Origin of the sequence: Exiguobacterium sp. s64 (assembly GCF_018618035.1) — a bacterium.
Lineage (GTDB): Bacteria > Bacillota > Bacilli > Exiguobacteriales > Exiguobacteriaceae > Exiguobacterium > Exiguobacterium mexicanum_A.
Genome location: NZ_JACSLH010000001.1, coordinates 328,306 through 346,338 on the forward strand (window position 1 = coordinate 328,306; position 18,033 = coordinate 346,338).

The following is an 18,033-nucleotide window of genomic DNA, read 5'->3' on the forward strand; positions in this document are numbered from 1 at the left end:
CACGGTACGCGACTCATCGAGGGGGAAATTAGATGCAACATGAGGCATTGATCGTCATTGATATTCAAAATGACATCACTAAACATTACAAAGCAGTCATCGACAACATCAACACATCAATCGATTGGGCGGTCGAGAAGGGGATTCATGTCGTCTATATCCGGCATGAGAACTTATCAGCGGGGACGAGAACGTTCAAAACGGGAACACGCGGAGCGGAATTAGCGCCAGAGTTGAAAATCGTGTCCGATCACGTATTCACCAAATATAAGGGCAACGCCTTGACGAGTGTAGCGTTCGCGGAGTTCATTCAACAACATGGCATCGACACGTTCTATATCACTGGGGCCGACGCGACCGCCTGTGTGAAGTCGACGTGCTACAATCTGCGGAAAGCAGACTATGCGGTAAGCGTCCTGTCGGATTGCATCACGAGCTATGACTTGAAGAAAATCGACGACATGATCGCGTACTATGAGGGCAAAGGCTGCACCATTATTCAATCTGGAGACTTGTCGGCATAACCTGTTCTGCCGACGTCGGCTTGTCAGACGTCGGCTTGTCATATGTGATCAAAAGAAAAACCCCTTCGCTTATGCAAGGGGTTTTACTTCGAGTGTCTCAGCGAGTGCGGCAAGACGACGCTCGCAATCACGGACGATTTCTTCTGGGAACTCTTCGTCGTACTCGACGCCGTGCGGGTAGTAATGTTTTCCGAGAATCGGTGTCAACATTTTAACGACCGCATGACGGTCCTCGATTTGTCCTTCAATCGCATATACCGGTAAGCGAAGGTAGAACGTCTCGCCTGTCGATTGTTTCTCGTACTTCATGTCATACGTTGCACGCTCATAGTCCCAAGCGCCTTCACGGATGAAATGATGATGATCCATGATCGTCTCGAGCAAACCGAAGCGGATCTCTTTTCCCTCGATGTGGAACTGCTCAAATTTCATCATAATCCCCCTTTTTCCTAATAAACCTCATATGTCATCATATCATATTCGAAAACGTTCTTGGAATAACGTGTGTTCAAATTGTGAAAAAAAGATGAACCCCTCAAGCCTGGGTGTCGAGGTAGTGGGCAATCTTGTCTGTAAGCCTTACACCGAGCGGCAGGAGCCCTTCCGAACCGAAGAAGACGTTGAACTCTAAAATGTAAAATTCACCGTCTGCGACGATGACGTCGAAGGCAGCGTGATTGATGTGAAGCGTCTGGGCGATATCGAGCACTTCCGCGACGACGTCTTCCGGGATGTCGTCATACGAGAAGTGGGCACCTTGGGCGACGTTGTTCAAGAACGCTTCGCTGACGCGCCAGTACGAACCGACGACTTCTTCACCGATGACGATGATCCGTAAGTCGCGGTCATTCGGGATATATTGCTGGACGTAGAACGTCTCGTGCTTGTCGACGTATTCGAGCCAGTCCTGTTCATGCTTGATGAGCCAGACGCCTTGTCCCATCGACGACTTGGCCGTCTTGGCGACGAACGGGTACTCGAACTCTTCCAAGACACGCTCAATCGTGTAAGGGTTTTTCCCGTAGATGAGCGTCTTCGGGATGCGGTGCGGGAACGTCGCCTTGAAGGCGCGCGTCATCTCAATCTTATCGTGCCCGAGGTGATACGTGGCCGGCGACGGGAAAATCGGTTTATTCAGTCCGTAGATGATCGAGTTGACCATCCAATATTCAGGGAACAAGACGAGGTCGGCTGCTCTTACTTTATCGAGCTGGTCGTAATAATATTCAGGTTTCGCATAGTCGGTCTTGATGCCGGCCGAACGAATCATGTTAAATGAGACTTTTTTCATAGCGAGGTGCACGGATGCACCTGTTCACTTCCTTTCTGGTTGGACGCTTGACAGTCACGTTCAATTATAAAGCCGATTGCTTACAGAGGGAATCAAATGTGTTAAAATCATGGCAGAAAGGGTGAAAGCCATGATTATTACTGAACAGACGATCGCCCTGCTCGATCAAACGGAATCGTTAGCCGATTTGATTGAAGCGAGCGAGTCGTTCCAAACATATATCGCCACGAAACAAGCGCGAGCCCAATCGGAGGAAGCGCGCCTCGTGGAACGTGAGTTCTTGCGGATGAAAGAAGATTACGAGTACGTACAGCGGTTCGGGAAACATCACCCGGACCACGATCGCATTAAAAAAGAGATGCATCTCGTCAAACGGCGTCTCGATGTCCAGCCAGAAGTGGCCGCATTTAAAAAAGCGGAACGCAGTTTAGATAAACTGCTCGGGGAAGTGAGTGAGCTGTTAGCCTTCTCGGTTTCTCCAAAAATCAAAGTCCCGACCGGAAACCCGTTCTTCGACGAAGGCGGATGTTCAGGCGGAGGAAGTTGTGGAGGCGGAAGCTGTGGATGTGCCATCTGAGACGTTTGAGTTGAATGGTCGAATCGGGTTCGTCGTCTACGTCCAATCATTGAAGCAAGTGAAGGCGTTGCGTCGCTATGCGAACCTGTATTACGTGTCAAAGCGGGAGAAGTACGCCTTCTTGTATACCGACCTCGATGGACATGAGGCGATTCTCGAACAAGTGAGCGCGTTGCCGTTCGTCGAAGCGGTCGTCCGCAGTGAGCGGCCGTTCGTCGCGGAGACGTACGAATCGAAGCAGAAATAACACAAAAGATGAAGGCGGCACCGCCTTCATCTTTTGTGGTGAAGGAGAACGGAGATGCGAGTGATTTCAGGAGAACGAAAAGGGACCCGACTCAAGGCGGTCCCGGGGTCGGCGACACGACCGACGACAGATAAAGTGAAAGAATCATTATTCAACATCATCGGCCCTTATTTCGCCGGGGGAGCTGCGCTTGACCTATACGCCGGGAGCGGTGGGTTAGGGATTGAGGCGTTGTCACGGGGATGTGACCATGCCGTGTTCGTCGACAAGCAACGAAAGGCGATCCAGACGGTCACAGACAATTTGAAGACGACACACTATGAGTCCAAAGCGACGGTGTTGCAACAAGACGCCCGGTCGGTCCTCGACCAACTCGTTTTAAAAGGACAGCCGTTTAAATTGATTTTCATGGATCCCCCATATCATGCGGAAGAACATGTGCCGTTTTTACACATCATTGAGTCGAACCGACTATTGACGGACAACGGGGTCGTCGTCTGCGAACATGGCAGCGATGTGACGTTACCGGATCAGGTCGGGCAGTTGGAAAAAATCAAGGTGCAGCGCTACTCGGACGTGATCACGATCAGCTTCTATGAGTATGCGGCGACCGAGGAGTGAGAACATGTCAAAACGTATCGCGATTTGCCCGGGGAGCTTTGACCCGATTACGAACGGTCATTTAGATATCATCGAGCGGGCAGCAGCCATCTTCGACGAAGTCATCGTCGCCGTGCTCGAAAATTCGAGCAAGGCACCATTGTTTAATGTAGAAGAGCGTTTGTCGCTCATCCGTGAAGTGACGACCCATTTGCCGAACGTTACCGCCGACGCGTTTGGGGGATTGCTCGTCGAATATGCAGCGAAGCGTGAGGCGGCAACGATCGTCCGTGGGCTGCGGGCCGTCTCTGATTTTGAATATGAACTTCAAATCGCATCCATCAATAAAAAGTTGAATGAGAACGTGGAGACGCTCTTTATGATGACAAACAGCCAATATTCGTTCCTAAGCTCGTCAATCGTGAAAGAAGTCGCCAAATACGGGGCGTCCGTCGCTGAACTCGTCCCTGAACAAGTCGAGTACGCCTTGCGTCAAAAGTATAAAGTGAGCCAAGGGCAATGAAGTCGCTCAAAATCGGCTTCGGGTTGCTCCTGGCCGTCTTGATTTTCTTGTTTGTGCCGCTCCCGTATTACATCACCTACCCGGGGGAAGCAACGACGATTGAAGAATTCATGACGGTCGAAGGCGGGGACAAAGAACCCGGCGAGCTACAGATGGTGACCATCTCGCAACGTCGGGCGACTCCGCTTTGGCTCGTCGGCAGTTGGTTCACGCCGTTCACCGATGCCAGCCCGGCCAGTCGATACTTGTATGAGGGAGAAGGGGAAGCAGACTACGAGCGAAGACAAGAACTGTTGATGGCATCGTCCCAGCAGGCGGCGATTCAATACGCCTATGAGTTGGCGGACGCCGACGTGACGGTTTCGTTCGAAGGGATGTATGTCTCCGCCCCGATCAGCGGGTCGCTCGCGGCGAACGTCTTGAAACCGGGTGACGTGATCACCGCCATCGACGGCCAGTCGTTCGCGTCGCGTCTCGACTTCATCGAACGTGTCGCTTCGTTCGAAGCCGGCGATGAAGTGTCCGTTACGCTCGAACGGGATGAACGGGAGCTGGAGGTCGATACGCTTATCCAGCCGCTCGACCGGACCGGCGACCGGGTCGGTCTCGGGATTTATGAACCGTTACCGATTCAAGACGTGCGCACAGTCCCAGAAGTCTCGTTCGAACTGACGAACGTCGGAGGACCTTCGGCCGGTCTTATGTTCACGCTTGAAATCTTTGATCAGTTGACACCGGGTGATTTGACGGACGGGGCTGTGATCGCCGGTACCGGCACGGTCGATGAGACCGGGACCGTGGGACCAATCGGCGGGGCGTGGCAAAAAATCGTCGCCGCCGACCGGGCCGGTGCGTCGGTTTTCTTCGTGCCGGATGGATCAAATTACGATGAAGCGATGGAATCGCTCGATCGCCTAGACAGTGACATCAAAGTCGTTCCGGTCAAGACGGTCGAGGAGGCCATCGATTATTTGGAGTCAATGAATTGAGGGGTTTGTACGTGTTCGACGAGTGACCGATTTCCGAGAGGAAGGCGATACGCCTCGGTCACTCGAGCCTCGAACGCAAGGTCAGGATGGTACTTGCTCATGAGCGGTACGTCTTTTTTTATGCCTTTCAACACGATTCGTCCAATCGCGTTGAACGCGAGCGGGCGGACGTAAGGCACCTCATCGAAACGCTCTGGCAGCTCATCGCGGCGCCAATGGACGAGCACAGAGACGAGAGCACGTTGAATGGCGGTCCGAGTGTAGCGTCTCGTCAACAGTCGAGCGAGCGCCTGCTCGAACGTCGGCTCGAGACCGGCTTGAATCAAACGCGGTGATAACGAACTGTCGATGCCGACAAGTTGGTCGAGCACGTCTTTCGGGGTGGTCCGTAACTTGTACTGCAAGACAGGCCAATAGAGTGACCAGTGTGCCATCGACACGTCCGCAAACAGTGCTCTCGTGGCGTCAGGGACGGCCCGGACCATGCCTGTCTCCAAGTAGTGGCCGCGCACCCCCGTGGCCGACATGACGTCTGAGACGCTTGGGTCATGGTATCCCGCACCGAGGCGACGAATCGTATGGAGCTCGATCGTCGTCGCCGCTTTCGCGTAGTGATAGGCGAGGATATTGTTCGGAAGCGTCAAGTCGAAATCGGGATAGAGCGCACCGAACGCCTCGCTCGACGCTTTGGCCGAGGATCGTCCTTGGTCAAGCGCTTCTTTTAGTGCCGTCTGATAAGCTGGCGTCGCCTCGATGTTTGCGGCCGCGGCCCGTCTCACGGCTGTGATGTCTCCGCTCTCGCTTCCGAACGACAGCGTTTGGCACTGCATGCGTTCGGCGATGGCGACGGAGGCGCTTGCGAACCGGTCGGCACGTTGTACCCCGTAACGGGTCGGCAGTTCGACGACGAGGTCAATCGCGCCCGTCTGGACGGCCGCTTTCGCCCGGCTCCATTTGTCGAACGCCGCCGGTTCCCCACGTTGGGTGAACTGGGCGCTCATGACGGCGATGACGGCATCGGCGCCCGTTTCGATCCGTGCTCGTTCAGCTTGATGGAGATGCCCGTTATGGAACGGGTTGTACTCAGCGATGATGGCCGTTTTTCGCATAAAATTACTCCTTTGCATTGTCGATTGGATTGGTGTAAGATGGATAAGTACGCTTTGGCAAAGCGCCGTCGTCAACTGATTTTAGTGTAAAGAAAAAACATTGACAAAACAAGTTGGCCTATCTATAATTCATATTGTTGCAATTGAGGTGATTCGGATGAAGTGGTCTATTGCACAGCTACTTAAGCTACGAAACCAGGGTGACAGTTTTGCCATCGATGAGATGGTCGAACTACCAGAGCTTACTCAGCTCCATCCGGATATCCGTTCGATTCGCCCGGTGCATGTGCACGGGGATGCGTCGTTCACATCTAATCAAGTTACATTCAATTTGAAGGTTCAAGGTGACCTGACGTTGCCAGATGCGCGTACGTTGGACGATGTCATCTATGAATTTGATATTGAATCGCTCGAGCCTTTCTTTTTGGAGAATGGGCGTTATACGGAGCAATTCGATGATGTCAATTTGCCAGAAGGAAATACGATTGATCTGCGACCAATCGTAAGAGAGCTCATCATGTTAGACGTCCCGATGCAAGTTTTCGGGAACGAAACAGACAAAACTCAGGTTGAAGGGGAAGGCTGGTCCGTCATTGACGAGCAGCCGGACGACCAACCAAAAATTGACCCGCGCCTCGCGGGCCTCGCCGACTTGTTCTCTAAAAAAGAGGACGAGAACGGCTAACTTTTCAAGGAGGTGGACAACGATGGCAGTACCATTCCGTAGAACGTCGAAAACTCGCAAACGTCTTCGTCGTACTCACTTCAAACTCAACGTACCTGGTATGAACGAGTGCCCGAACTGTGGCGAAATGAAGCTTTCTCACCGTGTATGCAAATCTTGCGGACACTACAACGGTAAAGAAGTAACAAGCAAATAATGCGAAAAGAAGCGGTCTCCTCGGAGGTCGCTTCTTTTTTTCTTTTTGGGTCGTGGAAACAGATTGTGGTAAACTTTTGAGTGCAGACTAGATGTGGAGGGATGGCAATGAAGCCGATTAAACGAATTGGGATTATCGGGAACGGCGCCGTCGGCATGCTGATGGCTTCGCTGTTCGAACCGGATTATACGGTGACGCTCTATGGCCGTGTCGACGAGGCGACGGTCGTGACGATCGAACGTACCGGCGTCACGAACGGGACGGCTCATGTAAGCCTTTGTCCGGTGACGACACTCGTCGAGTCGGAGCAGGACGTTTTTTTTGTGACGACGAAAGCGCATCAGGTCGAGGCGGCGACGGAACGATTGTCAGGGGACGTGCCCGTCTTCATCTGTTCAAACGGGATCGCCCATCTCGACTACGCACGGAAGCGAGGGTTTCATCTCGGCGTGGTCGAACATGGCGTGAGCCGCGACGGCGCCCGGCTCCAGCATACCGGGCTCGGGCGCATCCGGATTGGCAGCCTCGGCTCGCTCGAAGAGATGTCGTTCAACGCATCTCCACTCGATGTCGTCTGGGAAGCAGACATCGAGCAAGTCGTCACCGAGAAGCTATTCGCGAACGCGATCATCAATCCGATCACAGCGCTCTGTCGTGTCGAAAATGGTGCGGTCGCTTCGCCGCCTTGCCGTGACATCGCCGATGCCGTCTATACGGAATTGTCCACATTGTTTGATCTTCACGTGCCGTATACATATATCGAGACCATCATTGAAAAAACGGCCCATAACCGGTCTTCCATGTTACGTGACATCGAAGCAGGGCGCCAGACCGAGGTCGACGCCATCTTGACACCGCTGTTGAAACGGGCCGACGAGCGAGGCATCACATTGACCGTCATTCCCGTCCTACAAAAATTAATTTTAGGAGCGAGCGTATCGTGCTAGTGTATATCGTTTCATTTCCACTCGTCATTTGGTTTATGGTGTATATGATACTTAGAAAAATTATGCCGAAATCGGTTAATACGTTCAAACTCGTCTGTGATGCCGGCGTGGTCCTATGGTTCTATGCGTGTGGGATTTTGCTCGAGGCGATTGTCGGGGTCGATGTGTTCTGGCTGCTGCTCGCCGTCTGTGCCGCCATCTTCCCTGCCAACGCCATTTGGCAGCGGGTTCGCCATGAGGATGTCGTCTATTCGAAGATGTTCGTGCACGGGTGGCGCCTATTGTTTTTGTTGCTCGTCCCGGCCCACTTCGTCTTGTTCACGATCGGCATCGCACGCGAGATGATGTATTAATCGTTTGAAAGGAAGTCGTTATACGTGAGGATAGAGTCGCTAGATGCCATGTACGCCCCGTCGTCTCCGATGATGCAGGTGGAGACAGGCTATTCGAAATGGCTGGACTATAAAGGGATGGACGAACTCGAGGCGAGGGCTGACGAACTGACCGGACGTTCGTTCACGCATTTGCCCGCGCTTGTAACTATATTGCGAGACCAACAAACCGTCCACGGTCCGATGTCTCCCGCGCTCGAATCAAAGCTCGACGCGTTGGCTCGTGGCGAGGCGTTGACGATGGTGACCGGACAGCAAGTCGGGGTATTCGGTGGTCCGTTGTTCGCGGTGTATAAACTGTTGACCGTGATCAAAAAAGCCAAACAGGCAGAAGCGAAACTGAACAAACCGGTCATCCCGATTTTTTGGATGGCGACCGAGGATCACGACTATGCGGAAATCAACCACGTGTTCGTGAGCCAACCGTTGTCGCGTCAATTGCGTAAAGAGGCGCTATCGACGGTCCCGCTCGCCGGCAAGGCATCGATCGGGGAGTTAGAATTCGATCGACTGAAAATTGAGCTCGTGCAAATGCTACAGCGTGTGCTGTTATCAGAGACGGAGACGCCATACACGACGACACTTTATCAAGAGCTCGTCGCCGTGCTCCAAGCGAGCCATTCGTTCGCCGAATTTTTTGGGCGGATGATGCGCCGGTTCGTCGGAGAAGACTTCATCCTGTTCGACCCGCACCAACCGGAAGTCCGGGCGCTCGAGCGCGACGCATTCAAGCGGTTGATTCGTGAACACGATCGTCTGAACACGGCGCTACGAGAGGCGTTCGAGGATGGCATGCCACACGTCGACTTGAACCGGGATGCGGCCCATCTGTTCTATCACGACGGCACACGCGAGTTGTTGACGAAACAAGACGGGGTGTTCACGACGAAACGAGGCCATCGATTCACCGAGGCCGAGTTGCTGCAACAAGTCGAGGAGCACCCGGAGCGGTTCTCGAACAACGTCGTGTCACGTCCGCTCATGCAAGACTTCTTGTTCCCGACGCTCGCTTATATCGCCGGCCCGGGGGAAATCGCCTACTGGCTTCAGTTGCGCCCGCTGTTCCATCTCTTTGGTTGGAACATGCCGCTCCTCATCCCACGGCTCGGGGCCGTCCTCGTTTCGACGAACGATGAGAAGAAGCTTGCCCAAGAAGGCGTGACGCTCGTCGATTACTTGACGAACCCGTTGCCGGACCATACGTTCGATGACGAGGCGTTCGACCAGAGTCTTTACGCCTACCGAACGCTCACGGAAGCGCTCGGTCGCGAAGCCGGGAAGCGGGGCCATCGATTTGACGCCAAGGCGCGACACGTACTTGATCGGCTCGCTGACGAGATGCGGGCCGAGGCGAAACGTGACCAATATCGGTTGAACAGTCGGCGGATTCATCTGTCGACAAGGCTCTTACCGATGGATGCGCCGCAAGAACGGATCTGGTCGATGGTACCGCTCTTGAATCGTCATGGCCTCGATGTGTTCAAACGGCTATTTGCCGCCTACGAACAGTCTGAATCGGAGCGATGTCTCGTTAAACTGTAAAATAAATACCAATGTTTTTTGATGGTTCCCTGAGCAATCAGGGAATCTTTTTTGTTTGTTACCTTTTTGTTTCCTCTTTTCGCTAAAAACCTATGCGGCGCTTGACATTTTTATGATAAAGTAAACGTAATAAAATAGTTGAAAAATGTAGGTTGAGAGGGTTTTTGTATGTTTGAGCATGAAACGGTTTTAAAAATGGAGTCCATTGAGGGATTGAATATTAAGCCAGACGGGATTTATGTCGATTGTACGTTAGGAGGAGCCGGTCACAGCGAAGAGATAGTCAAGCGTTTGACGACAGGCCATCTGTACGCCTTTGACCAAGACGACGTCGCGCTCAAGCACGCGAGTGAGCGGTTGGCTCCATATGAGGACCGGGTTACGTTCATTAAAAGCAACTTCGTCCATTTGAAAGATGAACTGCTGGCACGGGGAATCACCCAGGTCGATGGGGTATTGTTTGACCTTGGCGTGTCTTCGCCGCAGCTCGATGAGGCCGAACGTGGCTTTAGCTACAATTACGACGCGCCGTTAGATATGCGCATGGACCGTTCGCGTGAGCTATCGGCTTACCATGTCGTCAACGAATGGCCGTTCGGGGACCTTGCCCGCATCTTCTTTACATACGGGGAAGAGAAATTCTCGAAACAGATCGCCCGCAAGATCGAGCAAGCCCGTGCCGTCAAGCCGATCGAGACGACGTTTGAACTCGTCGAGTTGATTAAAGACGCGATTCCGGCGCCGGCACGACGAAAAGGCGGACACCCTGCGAAACGAACGTTCCAGGCGATCCGCATCGCCGTCAACGATGAATTGAACGTGTTCGACCGCGCCGTCCAAGACGCGATCGATCTACTCGCCATCGGTGGACGGATTTGTGTCATCACGTTCCACTCGTTAGAAGATCGGATTTGTAAGCAAGTCTTCAAAGAGAGAAGCCAGCATCCGCCGTTACCACCAGGATTGCCGGTCATCCCGAAAGAGTTTGAACCCGAGTTGAAGTTGATCACGCGCAAGCCGATCACGGCCGGGGACGTTGAACTTGAAGACAACCGCCGGGCCCGTTCAGCCAAGCTTCGGGTCGCAGAAAAACAAAAATAGACTGTACGTAGGAGGGATACCTGATGCCAGAAGCTGCTCGCAAGGCTTTGCAGCCTCAAGTTTCGCCGAATCGCAATCCGATTCCGCAAGAACGACCAATACCAGCTCCAAAACGACGTACGTTGACTTTGTTCGAATCCATCCTGTACCCGACCATGATCTGTTCAGTTGTCTTGTTCGGTGGCATCACGGTATCGAAACATAACGAAGCGTACAACATCATGCGCGACACGGCTCTGATCACACAAGAGACGAACACGATCGCGAAAGAGAATGAAGAATTGAAGTATGAGATCGCCCAACTAAGCTCACCTGAGAGAATCTATGCGATTGCTGAAAAGCTCGGAATGCAATTCAATGAGAACAACGTCAAGGTGATTGACTGATGAATTCTCTACAACAGAGTAAAAAAAGAGTGGCGTGGGTGGCGATTGTTTGCTTCACACCACTCTTTTTATTTTTTGTCGGTTGGTTCCTTTATTTGTCCGTCTTCCAGACGTACAAAGGGGAAAACATGCTCGCCTTCGCCGAGGAAGAACGCTGGAAAGCGGTCAGTACGTTAAAAGCGGAGCGGGGCGAGATTTTTGATCGGTTTGGACAACCAATCGCCATCAACATCCCGTCGTACCGAGTCGTGGCCGTGTTGAAGCTCGGCGGCGAGCGGGTAGAAAACAAGACGCTCATGCCCGAAGCGTTTCCTGAGGCCGCGAAGCAACTTGCGACCGTGCTTCCGATGACGGAAGGTGACATCTTGAAACGGCTCGAGCAAAACAAAGACCGTGGGCAAATCGAGTTCGGCGTGCCGGGTCGTGATTTAACGGTCGAACAAAAAGAAGAGATTGAAACGTTCAAGATTCCCGGGATCACGTTCGTCGAAGAACCGAAACGCTATTATCCGAACAAAGTGTTCGCATCAAGCGTCGTCGGATACGCCCAAAAGATTGACCAGAATGGGCGGATCGAACTCGTTGGAGAACTCGGGATTGAAAAGTCACTCAATGACGTCTTGAGCGAGTCGTATGGGCTGTATCGGTTCGAGAAAGATTTGGCCGGCCGTCAACTCGTCTCGAGTGACGAGCAATTGAAGGTTGACCCGGAAGATGGGGCGGACGTCCAACTGACGATCGATCACCGCATTCAACAGCTGCTCGATACGAAGATGGAAGAGCTGTATAAAGAGTACAAGCCGAAGAATGCGACGGCGATCATTATGGACCCGAAGACCGGCGAAATCATCGCCTTGTCGGACCGCCCATCATTCGATCCGAACACGCGTGAAATCAGCTCATACAGCAACTTCTCGGTATCGTCCCGCTTCGAGCCGGGGTCGACGATGAAGATCTTCACGTTGGCCGCTGCCATCAACGAAGGTGTCTACAACCCGAACGAACTGTACAAGTCGGGTTCATATAAGTATGGCAAGACCGTATTCAATGATTACAACATTACCGGATGGGGTACGATTCCTATGGTAGAAGGCGTCTGGCACTCGTCGAACGTCGCCTTTTCGATATTGGCGAACGAACGGCTCGGACTCAGTCGCTACGAGGATTATTTCAAAGCGTTCAAGTTCGACCAACGCACGGGCGTCGATTTACCGGGCGAGGTCAACAGCCAGTTCGATTTCGAGAGCCCGCTCAACGTCTTGATCACAGCATGGGGTCAATCGACGGCCGTCACGCCAATGCAAATCTTGCAAGCGACGTCGGCCATCGCGACCGATGGGACGATGAAGCAACCTCATGTCATTAAAAAAGTCGTGAACCGTGAGACGGGAGAGACGATTCGGACGACGAATCCGAAAGTCGTCGGGCAACCGATCACGGCCGAAGCGGCAAAACAGACGCGGGAAGCACTTGACGGCGTCGTCAATAGTGACGTCGGGACGGGGCAATTGTACGCCCTTGACAACTACCGCGTCATCGGGAAAACCGGGACCGCGCAAATCGCGGAGAACGGGAAGTATTTGAGTGGACAATATATCCATTCGTTCGTCGGCATGGCGCCGGAGGACGATCCAGAACTCGTCATGTATATCGCCGTCGACCGACCGAACAGCGACTCGTCGACGACGGGACCACGCATCATGGCACCGCTGTTCAAAGACGTGATGGACGTCGCGCTCCGTTACCGGAGTGTCGAGCCAGACAAACAGGCGAAGACGATCGATGCGTCGACGAAGACGACAGAGTCATTCGTCGGGCAAGGCCGTGACGAGGCGGTGAAGGCGGCCAAGGCGGCGGCATTCACACCGGTGTCACTCGGCAGTGGCGAAACGGTCATCGCGCAAAGTCCGGTCGAGGGTCAACCGTACGTCGTCGGCGAGCGTTTGCTGTTGAAGACGGATGAGTCGTTCACGATGCCGGTCTTGAAAGGTTGGTCGCTCCGTGATGTGAAACGGTTGGCGACGCTTTACCAATTGAATTTAGAAATAGACGGTACCGGCTTCGTCACGTCCCAGTCGATTGGGAAAGGCAAGCCCGTCAAGACCGGGGCGACGTTAAAAGTGAAGCTCCAGTCACCGTCGAACTAACGCAAAGGGATGAAGAGGGCCTCGGCTCTCTTTTCCTTTGTCACAGGAGGAAATGGTTATGGAACAGTTGACGATACAAACACTCGCATCTTGGTTCGGCATGAAGACAGATGATACGCGTGAGGTGCGCCACGTCGCAACCGACTCGCGAGACGATAACGCCGACGGCTTGTTCGTCCCAATCATCGGGGCGCGTGTCGATGGACACGATTATATCGAAGCTGCCGTCAAACAAGGTGCGATCGTGACGTTTTGGGAGCAAGACCGGCCGTTGCCGGAAGGGATTGTCGCCATTCCGGTCGCATCGCCGCTTCAGGCGCTTCAAGAGGCGGCGGCCCGCTACTTGGCAGAGATTGATCCAAAAGTCGTAGCCATCACCGGATCGAACGGAAAGACCTCGACGAAAGATATGATCGCCGTCGTGCTCGGCGAGACGTTTAAGACACACAAGACGGCAGGCAATTTCAACTCGGATGTCGGCTTGCCGCTCACCGTGTTACGGATGCCACGCGATACGGAAGTCGCCGTCCTCGAGATGGGGATGAACGGATTCGGTCAAATTGAATTGTTGTCGAAGCTCGCTAAACCGGATATCGCTTTCGTCACGAATATCGGAGAGTCGCACGGAGAACAAGTCGGGGGGCGCGAGGGCATCGCCAAGGCGAAACTCGAGATCAAAGCCGGTCTGAAACCGGGTGGCGTCTTGATCGTCGATGCCGACGAGCCGCTCCTCAGTGAAGCTGGCGGGTACCGCGTCGGTTATGAGGCGACCGCTGACGGCAAACTCGAGGTCGTGGAGGCGACGTTTGACGCTTCGATTTTCCGATACAACAACGAGTTGTATGAATTGAAAGTGCTCGGCGCCCACCAAATTCGCAACGCTGCCTATGCGATCGCTTGCGGACTCAAGTTCGGATTGGGACACGATACGATCCAACGCGGACTCGATCGGGTCCAGTTGACATCGATGCGGATGGAGAAGCGGATGTTCGGTGATGCGCACTTGATCAATGATGCCTATAACGCCAGCCCGACTTCGATGATCGCCGCCATCGAGACGATGAAAACACTTGAAGGGTTCACGCGACGTGTCCTCGTCCTCGGGGACATGTATGAACTTGGCGCAGATGAAGTCACGCAACACGAAAGTGTCGGCCGTGTCATCACGGCCCCGGTCACAGATTGCGTGCTCATCGGAGAGAAGGCGAAATGGATTGCGAACGGCATTACCGACCCGCGTGTGAACGTGACAACGGTGCCGACCGTCGAGGAAGCGAAAGTGCTTCTCGGCAGTTATCAACGCCCCCAGACTGTGATATTGTTAAAAGCATCGCGAGGACTGGCGCTTGAGCGCTTAGTTCAATAAAGAGAGTAGTGAGGTACGAACATGCTAATCAGTTTAATCGTCTTAATCAGTTCATTATTGACCGTATTGGTCGTCATGCCGCGGGCCATCCCGGCACTGCGTAACTTAAAGTTTGGCCAAGAAATCCGTGACGAAGGTCCGGGTTGGCATCAAAAGAAATCAGGCACTCCGACGATGGGAGGCATCGTCATTTTGCTCGCCCTCATCATCGGATTCCTCGTCTCGGTCGTCTTCGGAGAAGCCGTCGCCGGATTCGGGACGCTCTTGTTCGTGACACTCGCCTTCGGTGTGATCGGCTTCCTTGACGACTACATCAAAGTCGTCAACAAACGTAACCTCGGTTTGACATCGCTCCAGAAATTGATCGGCCAAATCGTCGTCTCCGTCCTGTTCGTCTGGTTCCTCTCACTCGGTGGGGAGCTCGACACGACGATTCAAATCCCGTTCACCTCGATCGCGTTTGAAACGGGTTGGTTCTATGTGGCCATCGTCATCTTCTGGCTTGTCGGTTTCTCGAACGCGGTCAACTTGACGGACGGTCTCGACGGTCTCGTCTCGTTCTCGGCCATCCCGACGTTCGCCTTCTTTGGCATCTATGCCCTCGGGCAAGATGAAGCCGGAATCGCTTGGTTCGCCTTCAGTGCCGTCGGCGCCTTGCTCGGTTTCCTCGTCTTCAATAAATACCCGGCAAAAATCTTCATGGGCGACACGGGGTCGCTCGCCCTCGGTGGTGCGGTCGCGGGTCTCGCCCTTATGCTCAAGCTCGAGTTGTTGCTCGTCTTTGTCGGTATCATCTTTGTCATCGAGACGCTCAGCGTCATTTTGCAAGTGCTCTCGTTCAAGACGACGGGCAAACGAATCTTTAAGATGAGCCCGATCCATCACCATTTCGAAATGGTCGGTTGGTCAGAATGGCGCATCGTCTTGACGTTCGGTGGAATTAGTTTGATCACGGCAGTCTTGTCGTTACTACTCATGTAATGGATGGTGGAAGACATGCAACAACAGTGGAACGATAAACGAGTCCTCGTACTCGGCGCGGCACGGAGCGGCATCGCCGCTGCCGCTTACTTAAGAAATGTCGGCGCGAACGTGACCATCAATACCGGGAGCGAACCGTCAACGGAAGAACGGATGAAAATCGAAGCGCTCGGCATCAACGGCGTCTTCGGTTCCCATCCGCTCGAATTGCTCGACACGACGGATATGATCGTCAAAAACCCGGGCATCCCGTATCACATCCCGCTCCTTCAAGCAGCGCTTGAGCGGAACATCCCGATCTATACAGAAGTGGAGCTCGCCTACTTGGCGACCGATGCCACGTTCGTCGCCATCACTGGTTCGAACGGGAAGACGACGACGACGACGCTCGTCCACGAATTGCTTAAAGGGGGAAGTCGTCCGGTGCATGTGGCAGGGAATATCGGTTTCCCGGCCATCGAAGTGGCATCGAAAGCGAAGCAGGGTGACGTCATCGTCATCGAGCTGTCGAGCTTTCAACTGATGGGCGTCGAACAGTTCCATCCGCAAGCGGCGGCACTGTTGAACTTGTCACCGGCGCATTTGGATTACCACGGCGACTTTGACTCGTATGCCGATGCCAAAGGAAACTTGTTCCGGAACATGACGGCCGCAGACCGTGTCGTCGTCAAAGGCAGCGACACGGAAGTGATGAAACGTGTCCCGTCCGGTCTTCCCGTCTCAATGTTCGGTTACGACAGTGGAGACGCACACGTAGTGGACGGTTGGATCACGCTTCATGGAGAACCGGTCATCCGCGTCGAGGACCTTGCCCTTGGTGGGGCCCATAACGTCGAGAACGTGTTGGCAGCCTTGTTGCTCGTCGAACCGTTCGACATTCCGCGAGCACACATCGAACGCGTCCTTCAGACGTTCGGCGGAGTGGCTCACCGTACAGAGAGCCTCGGGCGAGTGCTCGGCCGCCGGGTGTATAACGACTCGAAAGCGACGAACAACGTGGCCGCCGAAGCCGCATTGAACGGTTTCGAGGCCCCGATCGTCTGGGTGTGCGGAGGACTCGAACGTGGCGCCGACCTCACTTCTCTCGTTCCGGCGCTCGGCCGGGTCAAAGCGATTGTCGCTTATGGCGAGACAGCAGAGCGGTTCAAGTCGTTAGGTGAGGCCGAGCTGATTCCGTCGTTCGCGGTCGCTACGCTCGAGGCGGCGGTACCGCTCGCGTTCGAACAGTCGGCGACTGATGACGTGATCTTATTATCGCCGGCTTGTGCAAGTTGGGATCAATATAAGACGTTCGAAGAGCGCGGCGAACATTTCGTCCGACTCGTGAATTCATATGAGGAGGCCAATCGATGAAAGTTATGATTTCTGGTGGAGGGACGGGTGGACATATCTACCCGGCACTCGCTCTTCTCGACACACTCAAAGCGAGGCACCCGAACCTCGAGGTGCTTTATATCGGGACTGAGAACGGTCTCGAGGCTGACCTCGTTCCACGGGCGGGCGTCCCGTTCAAATCGATCCGGATTGCCGGACTAAAACGTTCTCTATCGCTAGACAACATCAAGACGGCGTATTGGTTCATTCAATCCGTCCTCACGTTACGTAAAGAGATGAAGACGTTTCGTCCGGATGTCGTCATCGGAACGGGCGGCTTCGTCTCAGGACCGGTCGTCTTTACGGCACAGCAGCTCGGAATTCCGACCATCTTGCATGAACAGAACAGCATCCCGGGCTTGACGAACAAGTTCCTCTCGAAGAAAGCCGACCGCGTCGCCTTGTCGTTCGCTGGTTCTGAGTCGCAGTTTCCCGGAGCCAACGTTCGCGTCATCGGAAACCCGCGTGGGAGCGAAGTGTTGAAGACGACCGTAGATGAGGCGGCCGTCCGTGCCGAGTACGGGATTGATGAGCGGCCGATCGTCTTGATTTACGGCGGAAGCCGCGGGGCAGAAGCGATCAATCGCGCTGTCATCGAAGCTATTCCCGAGCTCGCGGCTGAACCGGTGAACGTCCTCTACGTGACCGGGAACGTGCACTACGACAACGTCGTGGCCACCGCGCCAACAGCTGAAAACGTCCATGTCTTGCCATACGTCTACGATATGCCTGAGCTTCTCGCTTGCGCGAGCCTCGTCGTGTCACGGGCCGGCGCGTCGACGATCTCGGAGTTGACCGCGCTCGGTCTACCGAGCATCTTGATCCCGAGCCCGTATGTGACGGCCGATCATCAGACGAAAAATGCGTCAGCCCTCGTTGAGAGCGGCGCGGCCGAATTGATCAAAGAAGGAGACTTGACGGGCGAGACACTCGTCAAGTCGATCCGTCACGTATTGGCACATCATACTGAGATGGCAGAAGCATCGAAACGGCTAGGATTCCCGCAAGCTGCGGAATCACTCGCCGACCTCGTCGAAGAAGTCCGCCGATAAAGGA

21 protein-coding genes are annotated in these 18,033 nt (G+C 54.0%); 18 read left to right on the top strand and 3 right to left on the bottom strand.

Annotated features, from left to right (window positions below; translation table 11 throughout):
- Positions 1 to 32: 32 nt before the first annotated feature.
- Positions 33 to 524 carry a cysteine hydrolase family protein gene (locus KNP64_RS01685; RefSeq protein WP_214791561.1) on the top strand — a complete coding sequence of 164 codons (492 nt, stop codon included), beginning with the start codon at positions 33 to 35 and terminating at the stop codon, positions 522 to 524.
- 69 nt (positions 525 to 593) lie between these two features.
- On the opposite strand, the gene KNP64_RS01690 is transcribed toward KNP64_RS01685, so the two are convergent.
- Together KNP64_RS01690 and KNP64_RS01695 are read right to left on the bottom strand one after the other, a co-directional pair.
- The gene (locus KNP64_RS01690; RefSeq protein ID WP_021067026.1) at positions 594 to 956 is read right to left on the bottom strand and encodes a YugN family protein; all 363 of its coding nucleotides are present in this window, start codon (positions 954 to 956) and stop codon (positions 594 to 596) included.
- A gap of 103 nt (positions 957 to 1,059) precedes the next feature.
- Positions 1,060 to 1,815 carry an ATP-grasp domain-containing protein gene (locus tag KNP64_RS01695; RefSeq protein ID WP_214791559.1) on the bottom strand — a complete coding sequence of 252 codons (756 nt, stop codon included), beginning with the start codon at positions 1,813 to 1,815 and terminating at the stop codon, positions 1,060 to 1,062.
- Between the two features lie 130 nt (positions 1,816 to 1,945).
- Between KNP64_RS01695 and KNP64_RS01700 the strand changes: the two genes are divergently transcribed.
- From KNP64_RS01700 to KNP64_RS01720, 5 genes are read left to right on the top strand one after another with little or no spacing between them, the layout of a single operon-like run.
- Positions 1,946 to 2,392, top strand: a complete 447-nt coding sequence (locus KNP64_RS01700; protein ID WP_034777059.1) for a YlbF/YmcA family competence regulator — start codon at positions 1,946 to 1,948, stop codon at positions 2,390 to 2,392.
- A complete protein-coding gene (locus KNP64_RS01705; RefSeq protein WP_021067029.1) occupies positions 2,376 to 2,639 on the top strand; it encodes a DUF2129 domain-containing protein in 264 nt (87 codons plus the stop codon). The genes KNP64_RS01700 and KNP64_RS01705 overlap by 17 nt, the downstream gene beginning before the upstream one ends.
- Before the next feature lie 54 nt (positions 2,640 to 2,693).
- Positions 2,694 to 3,260 carry a 16S rRNA (guanine(966)-N(2))-methyltransferase RsmD gene (gene rsmD / locus KNP64_RS01710; RefSeq protein WP_214710556.1) on the top strand — a complete coding sequence of 189 codons (567 nt, stop codon included), beginning with the start codon at positions 2,694 to 2,696 and terminating at the stop codon, positions 3,258 to 3,260.
- 4 nt (positions 3,261 to 3,264) lie between these two features.
- A complete protein-coding gene (gene coaD / locus KNP64_RS01715) occupies positions 3,265 to 3,762 on the top strand; it encodes a pantetheine-phosphate adenylyltransferase (protein ID WP_128122770.1) in 498 nt (165 codons plus the stop codon).
- Positions 3,759 to 4,751 (top strand): SepM family pheromone-processing serine protease, encoded by a 993-nt coding sequence (locus tag KNP64_RS01720; protein ID WP_128122769.1) that lies wholly within the window; start codon positions 3,759 to 3,761, stop codon positions 4,749 to 4,751. Before coaD ends, KNP64_RS01720 begins: the two co-directional genes overlap by 4 nt.
- Here the strand turns inward: KNP64_RS01720 and KNP64_RS01725 are convergent.
- A complete protein-coding gene (locus KNP64_RS01725) occupies positions 4,730 to 5,860 on the bottom strand; it encodes a tRNA(Met) cytidine acetate ligase (protein ID WP_214791557.1) in 1,131 nt (376 codons plus the stop codon). The genes KNP64_RS01720 and KNP64_RS01725 overlap by 22 nt on opposite strands.
- Positions 5,861 to 6,017: 157 nt before the next feature.
- Between KNP64_RS01725 and KNP64_RS01730 the strand changes: the two genes are divergently transcribed.
- The 12 genes from KNP64_RS01730 to murG all read left to right on the top strand — a co-directional run bounded on the left by KNP64_RS01730 (position 6,018) and on the right by murG (position 18,029).
- Positions 6,018 to 6,545, top strand: coding sequence for a YceD family protein (locus KNP64_RS01730; protein ID WP_034777064.1), 528 nt, complete (start codon positions 6,018 to 6,020; stop codon positions 6,543 to 6,545).
- 22 nt (positions 6,546 to 6,567) lie between these two features.
- Positions 6,568 to 6,741, top strand: coding sequence for a 50S ribosomal protein L32 (gene rpmF / locus KNP64_RS01735; RefSeq protein ID WP_015881300.1), 174 nt, complete (start codon positions 6,568 to 6,570; stop codon positions 6,739 to 6,741).
- Between the two features lie 107 nt (positions 6,742 to 6,848).
- Complete coding sequence (locus KNP64_RS01740; protein WP_214791555.1) at positions 6,849 to 7,688, top strand: 2-dehydropantoate 2-reductase; 840 nt, start codon at positions 6,849 to 6,851, stop codon at positions 7,686 to 7,688.
- Positions 7,682 to 8,041, top strand: a complete 360-nt coding sequence (locus KNP64_RS01745; RefSeq protein WP_084592783.1) for a DUF3397 domain-containing protein — start codon at positions 7,682 to 7,684, stop codon at positions 8,039 to 8,041. The genes KNP64_RS01740 and KNP64_RS01745 overlap by 7 nt, the downstream gene beginning before the upstream one ends.
- Positions 8,042 to 8,065: 24 nt before the next feature.
- A complete protein-coding gene (gene bshC / locus KNP64_RS01750; RefSeq protein ID WP_232939291.1) occupies positions 8,066 to 9,622 on the top strand; it encodes a bacillithiol biosynthesis cysteine-adding enzyme BshC in 1,557 nt (518 codons plus the stop codon).
- Between the two features lie 168 nt (positions 9,623 to 9,790).
- Positions 9,791 to 10,723 (top strand): 16S rRNA (cytosine(1402)-N(4))-methyltransferase RsmH, encoded by a 933-nt coding sequence (gene rsmH / locus KNP64_RS01755; RefSeq protein WP_034777067.1) that lies wholly within the window; start codon positions 9,791 to 9,793, stop codon positions 10,721 to 10,723.
- Between the two features lie 23 nt (positions 10,724 to 10,746).
- Positions 10,747 to 11,109, top strand: a complete 363-nt coding sequence (gene ftsL / locus KNP64_RS01760) for a cell division protein FtsL (protein ID WP_251126243.1) — start codon at positions 10,747 to 10,749, stop codon at positions 11,107 to 11,109.
- Positions 11,110 to 11,147: 38 nt separating this feature from the next.
- On the top strand, positions 11,148 to 13,256 hold the full coding sequence (locus KNP64_RS01765; RefSeq protein ID WP_353048144.1) for a penicillin-binding transpeptidase domain-containing protein: 2,109 nt from the start codon (positions 11,148 to 11,150) through the stop codon (positions 13,254 to 13,256).
- A 58-nt stretch (positions 13,257 to 13,314) separates the two neighbouring features.
- Entirely contained in the window at positions 13,315 to 14,622 is a 1,308-nt protein-coding gene (locus KNP64_RS01770; protein ID WP_251126244.1) for a UDP-N-acetylmuramoyl-tripeptide--D-alanyl-D-alanine ligase, read from the top strand.
- A gap of 21 nt (positions 14,623 to 14,643) precedes the next feature.
- Positions 14,644 to 15,603 carry a phospho-N-acetylmuramoyl-pentapeptide-transferase gene (mraY, locus tag KNP64_RS01775; protein ID WP_034777072.1) on the top strand — a complete coding sequence of 320 codons (960 nt, stop codon included), beginning with the start codon at positions 14,644 to 14,646 and terminating at the stop codon, positions 15,601 to 15,603.
- 15 nt (positions 15,604 to 15,618) lie between these two features.
- Complete coding sequence (gene murD / locus KNP64_RS01780; protein WP_251126245.1) at positions 15,619 to 16,956, top strand: UDP-N-acetylmuramoyl-L-alanine--D-glutamate ligase; 1,338 nt, start codon at positions 15,619 to 15,621, stop codon at positions 16,954 to 16,956.
- The gene (gene murG, locus KNP64_RS01785) at positions 16,953 to 18,029 is read left to right on the top strand and encodes an undecaprenyldiphospho-muramoylpentapeptide beta-N-acetylglucosaminyltransferase (RefSeq protein ID WP_214763862.1); all 1,077 of its coding nucleotides are present in this window, start codon (positions 16,953 to 16,955) and stop codon (positions 18,027 to 18,029) included. The genes murD and murG overlap by 4 nt, the downstream gene beginning before the upstream one ends.
- Positions 18,030 to 18,033: the final 4 nt, after the last annotated feature.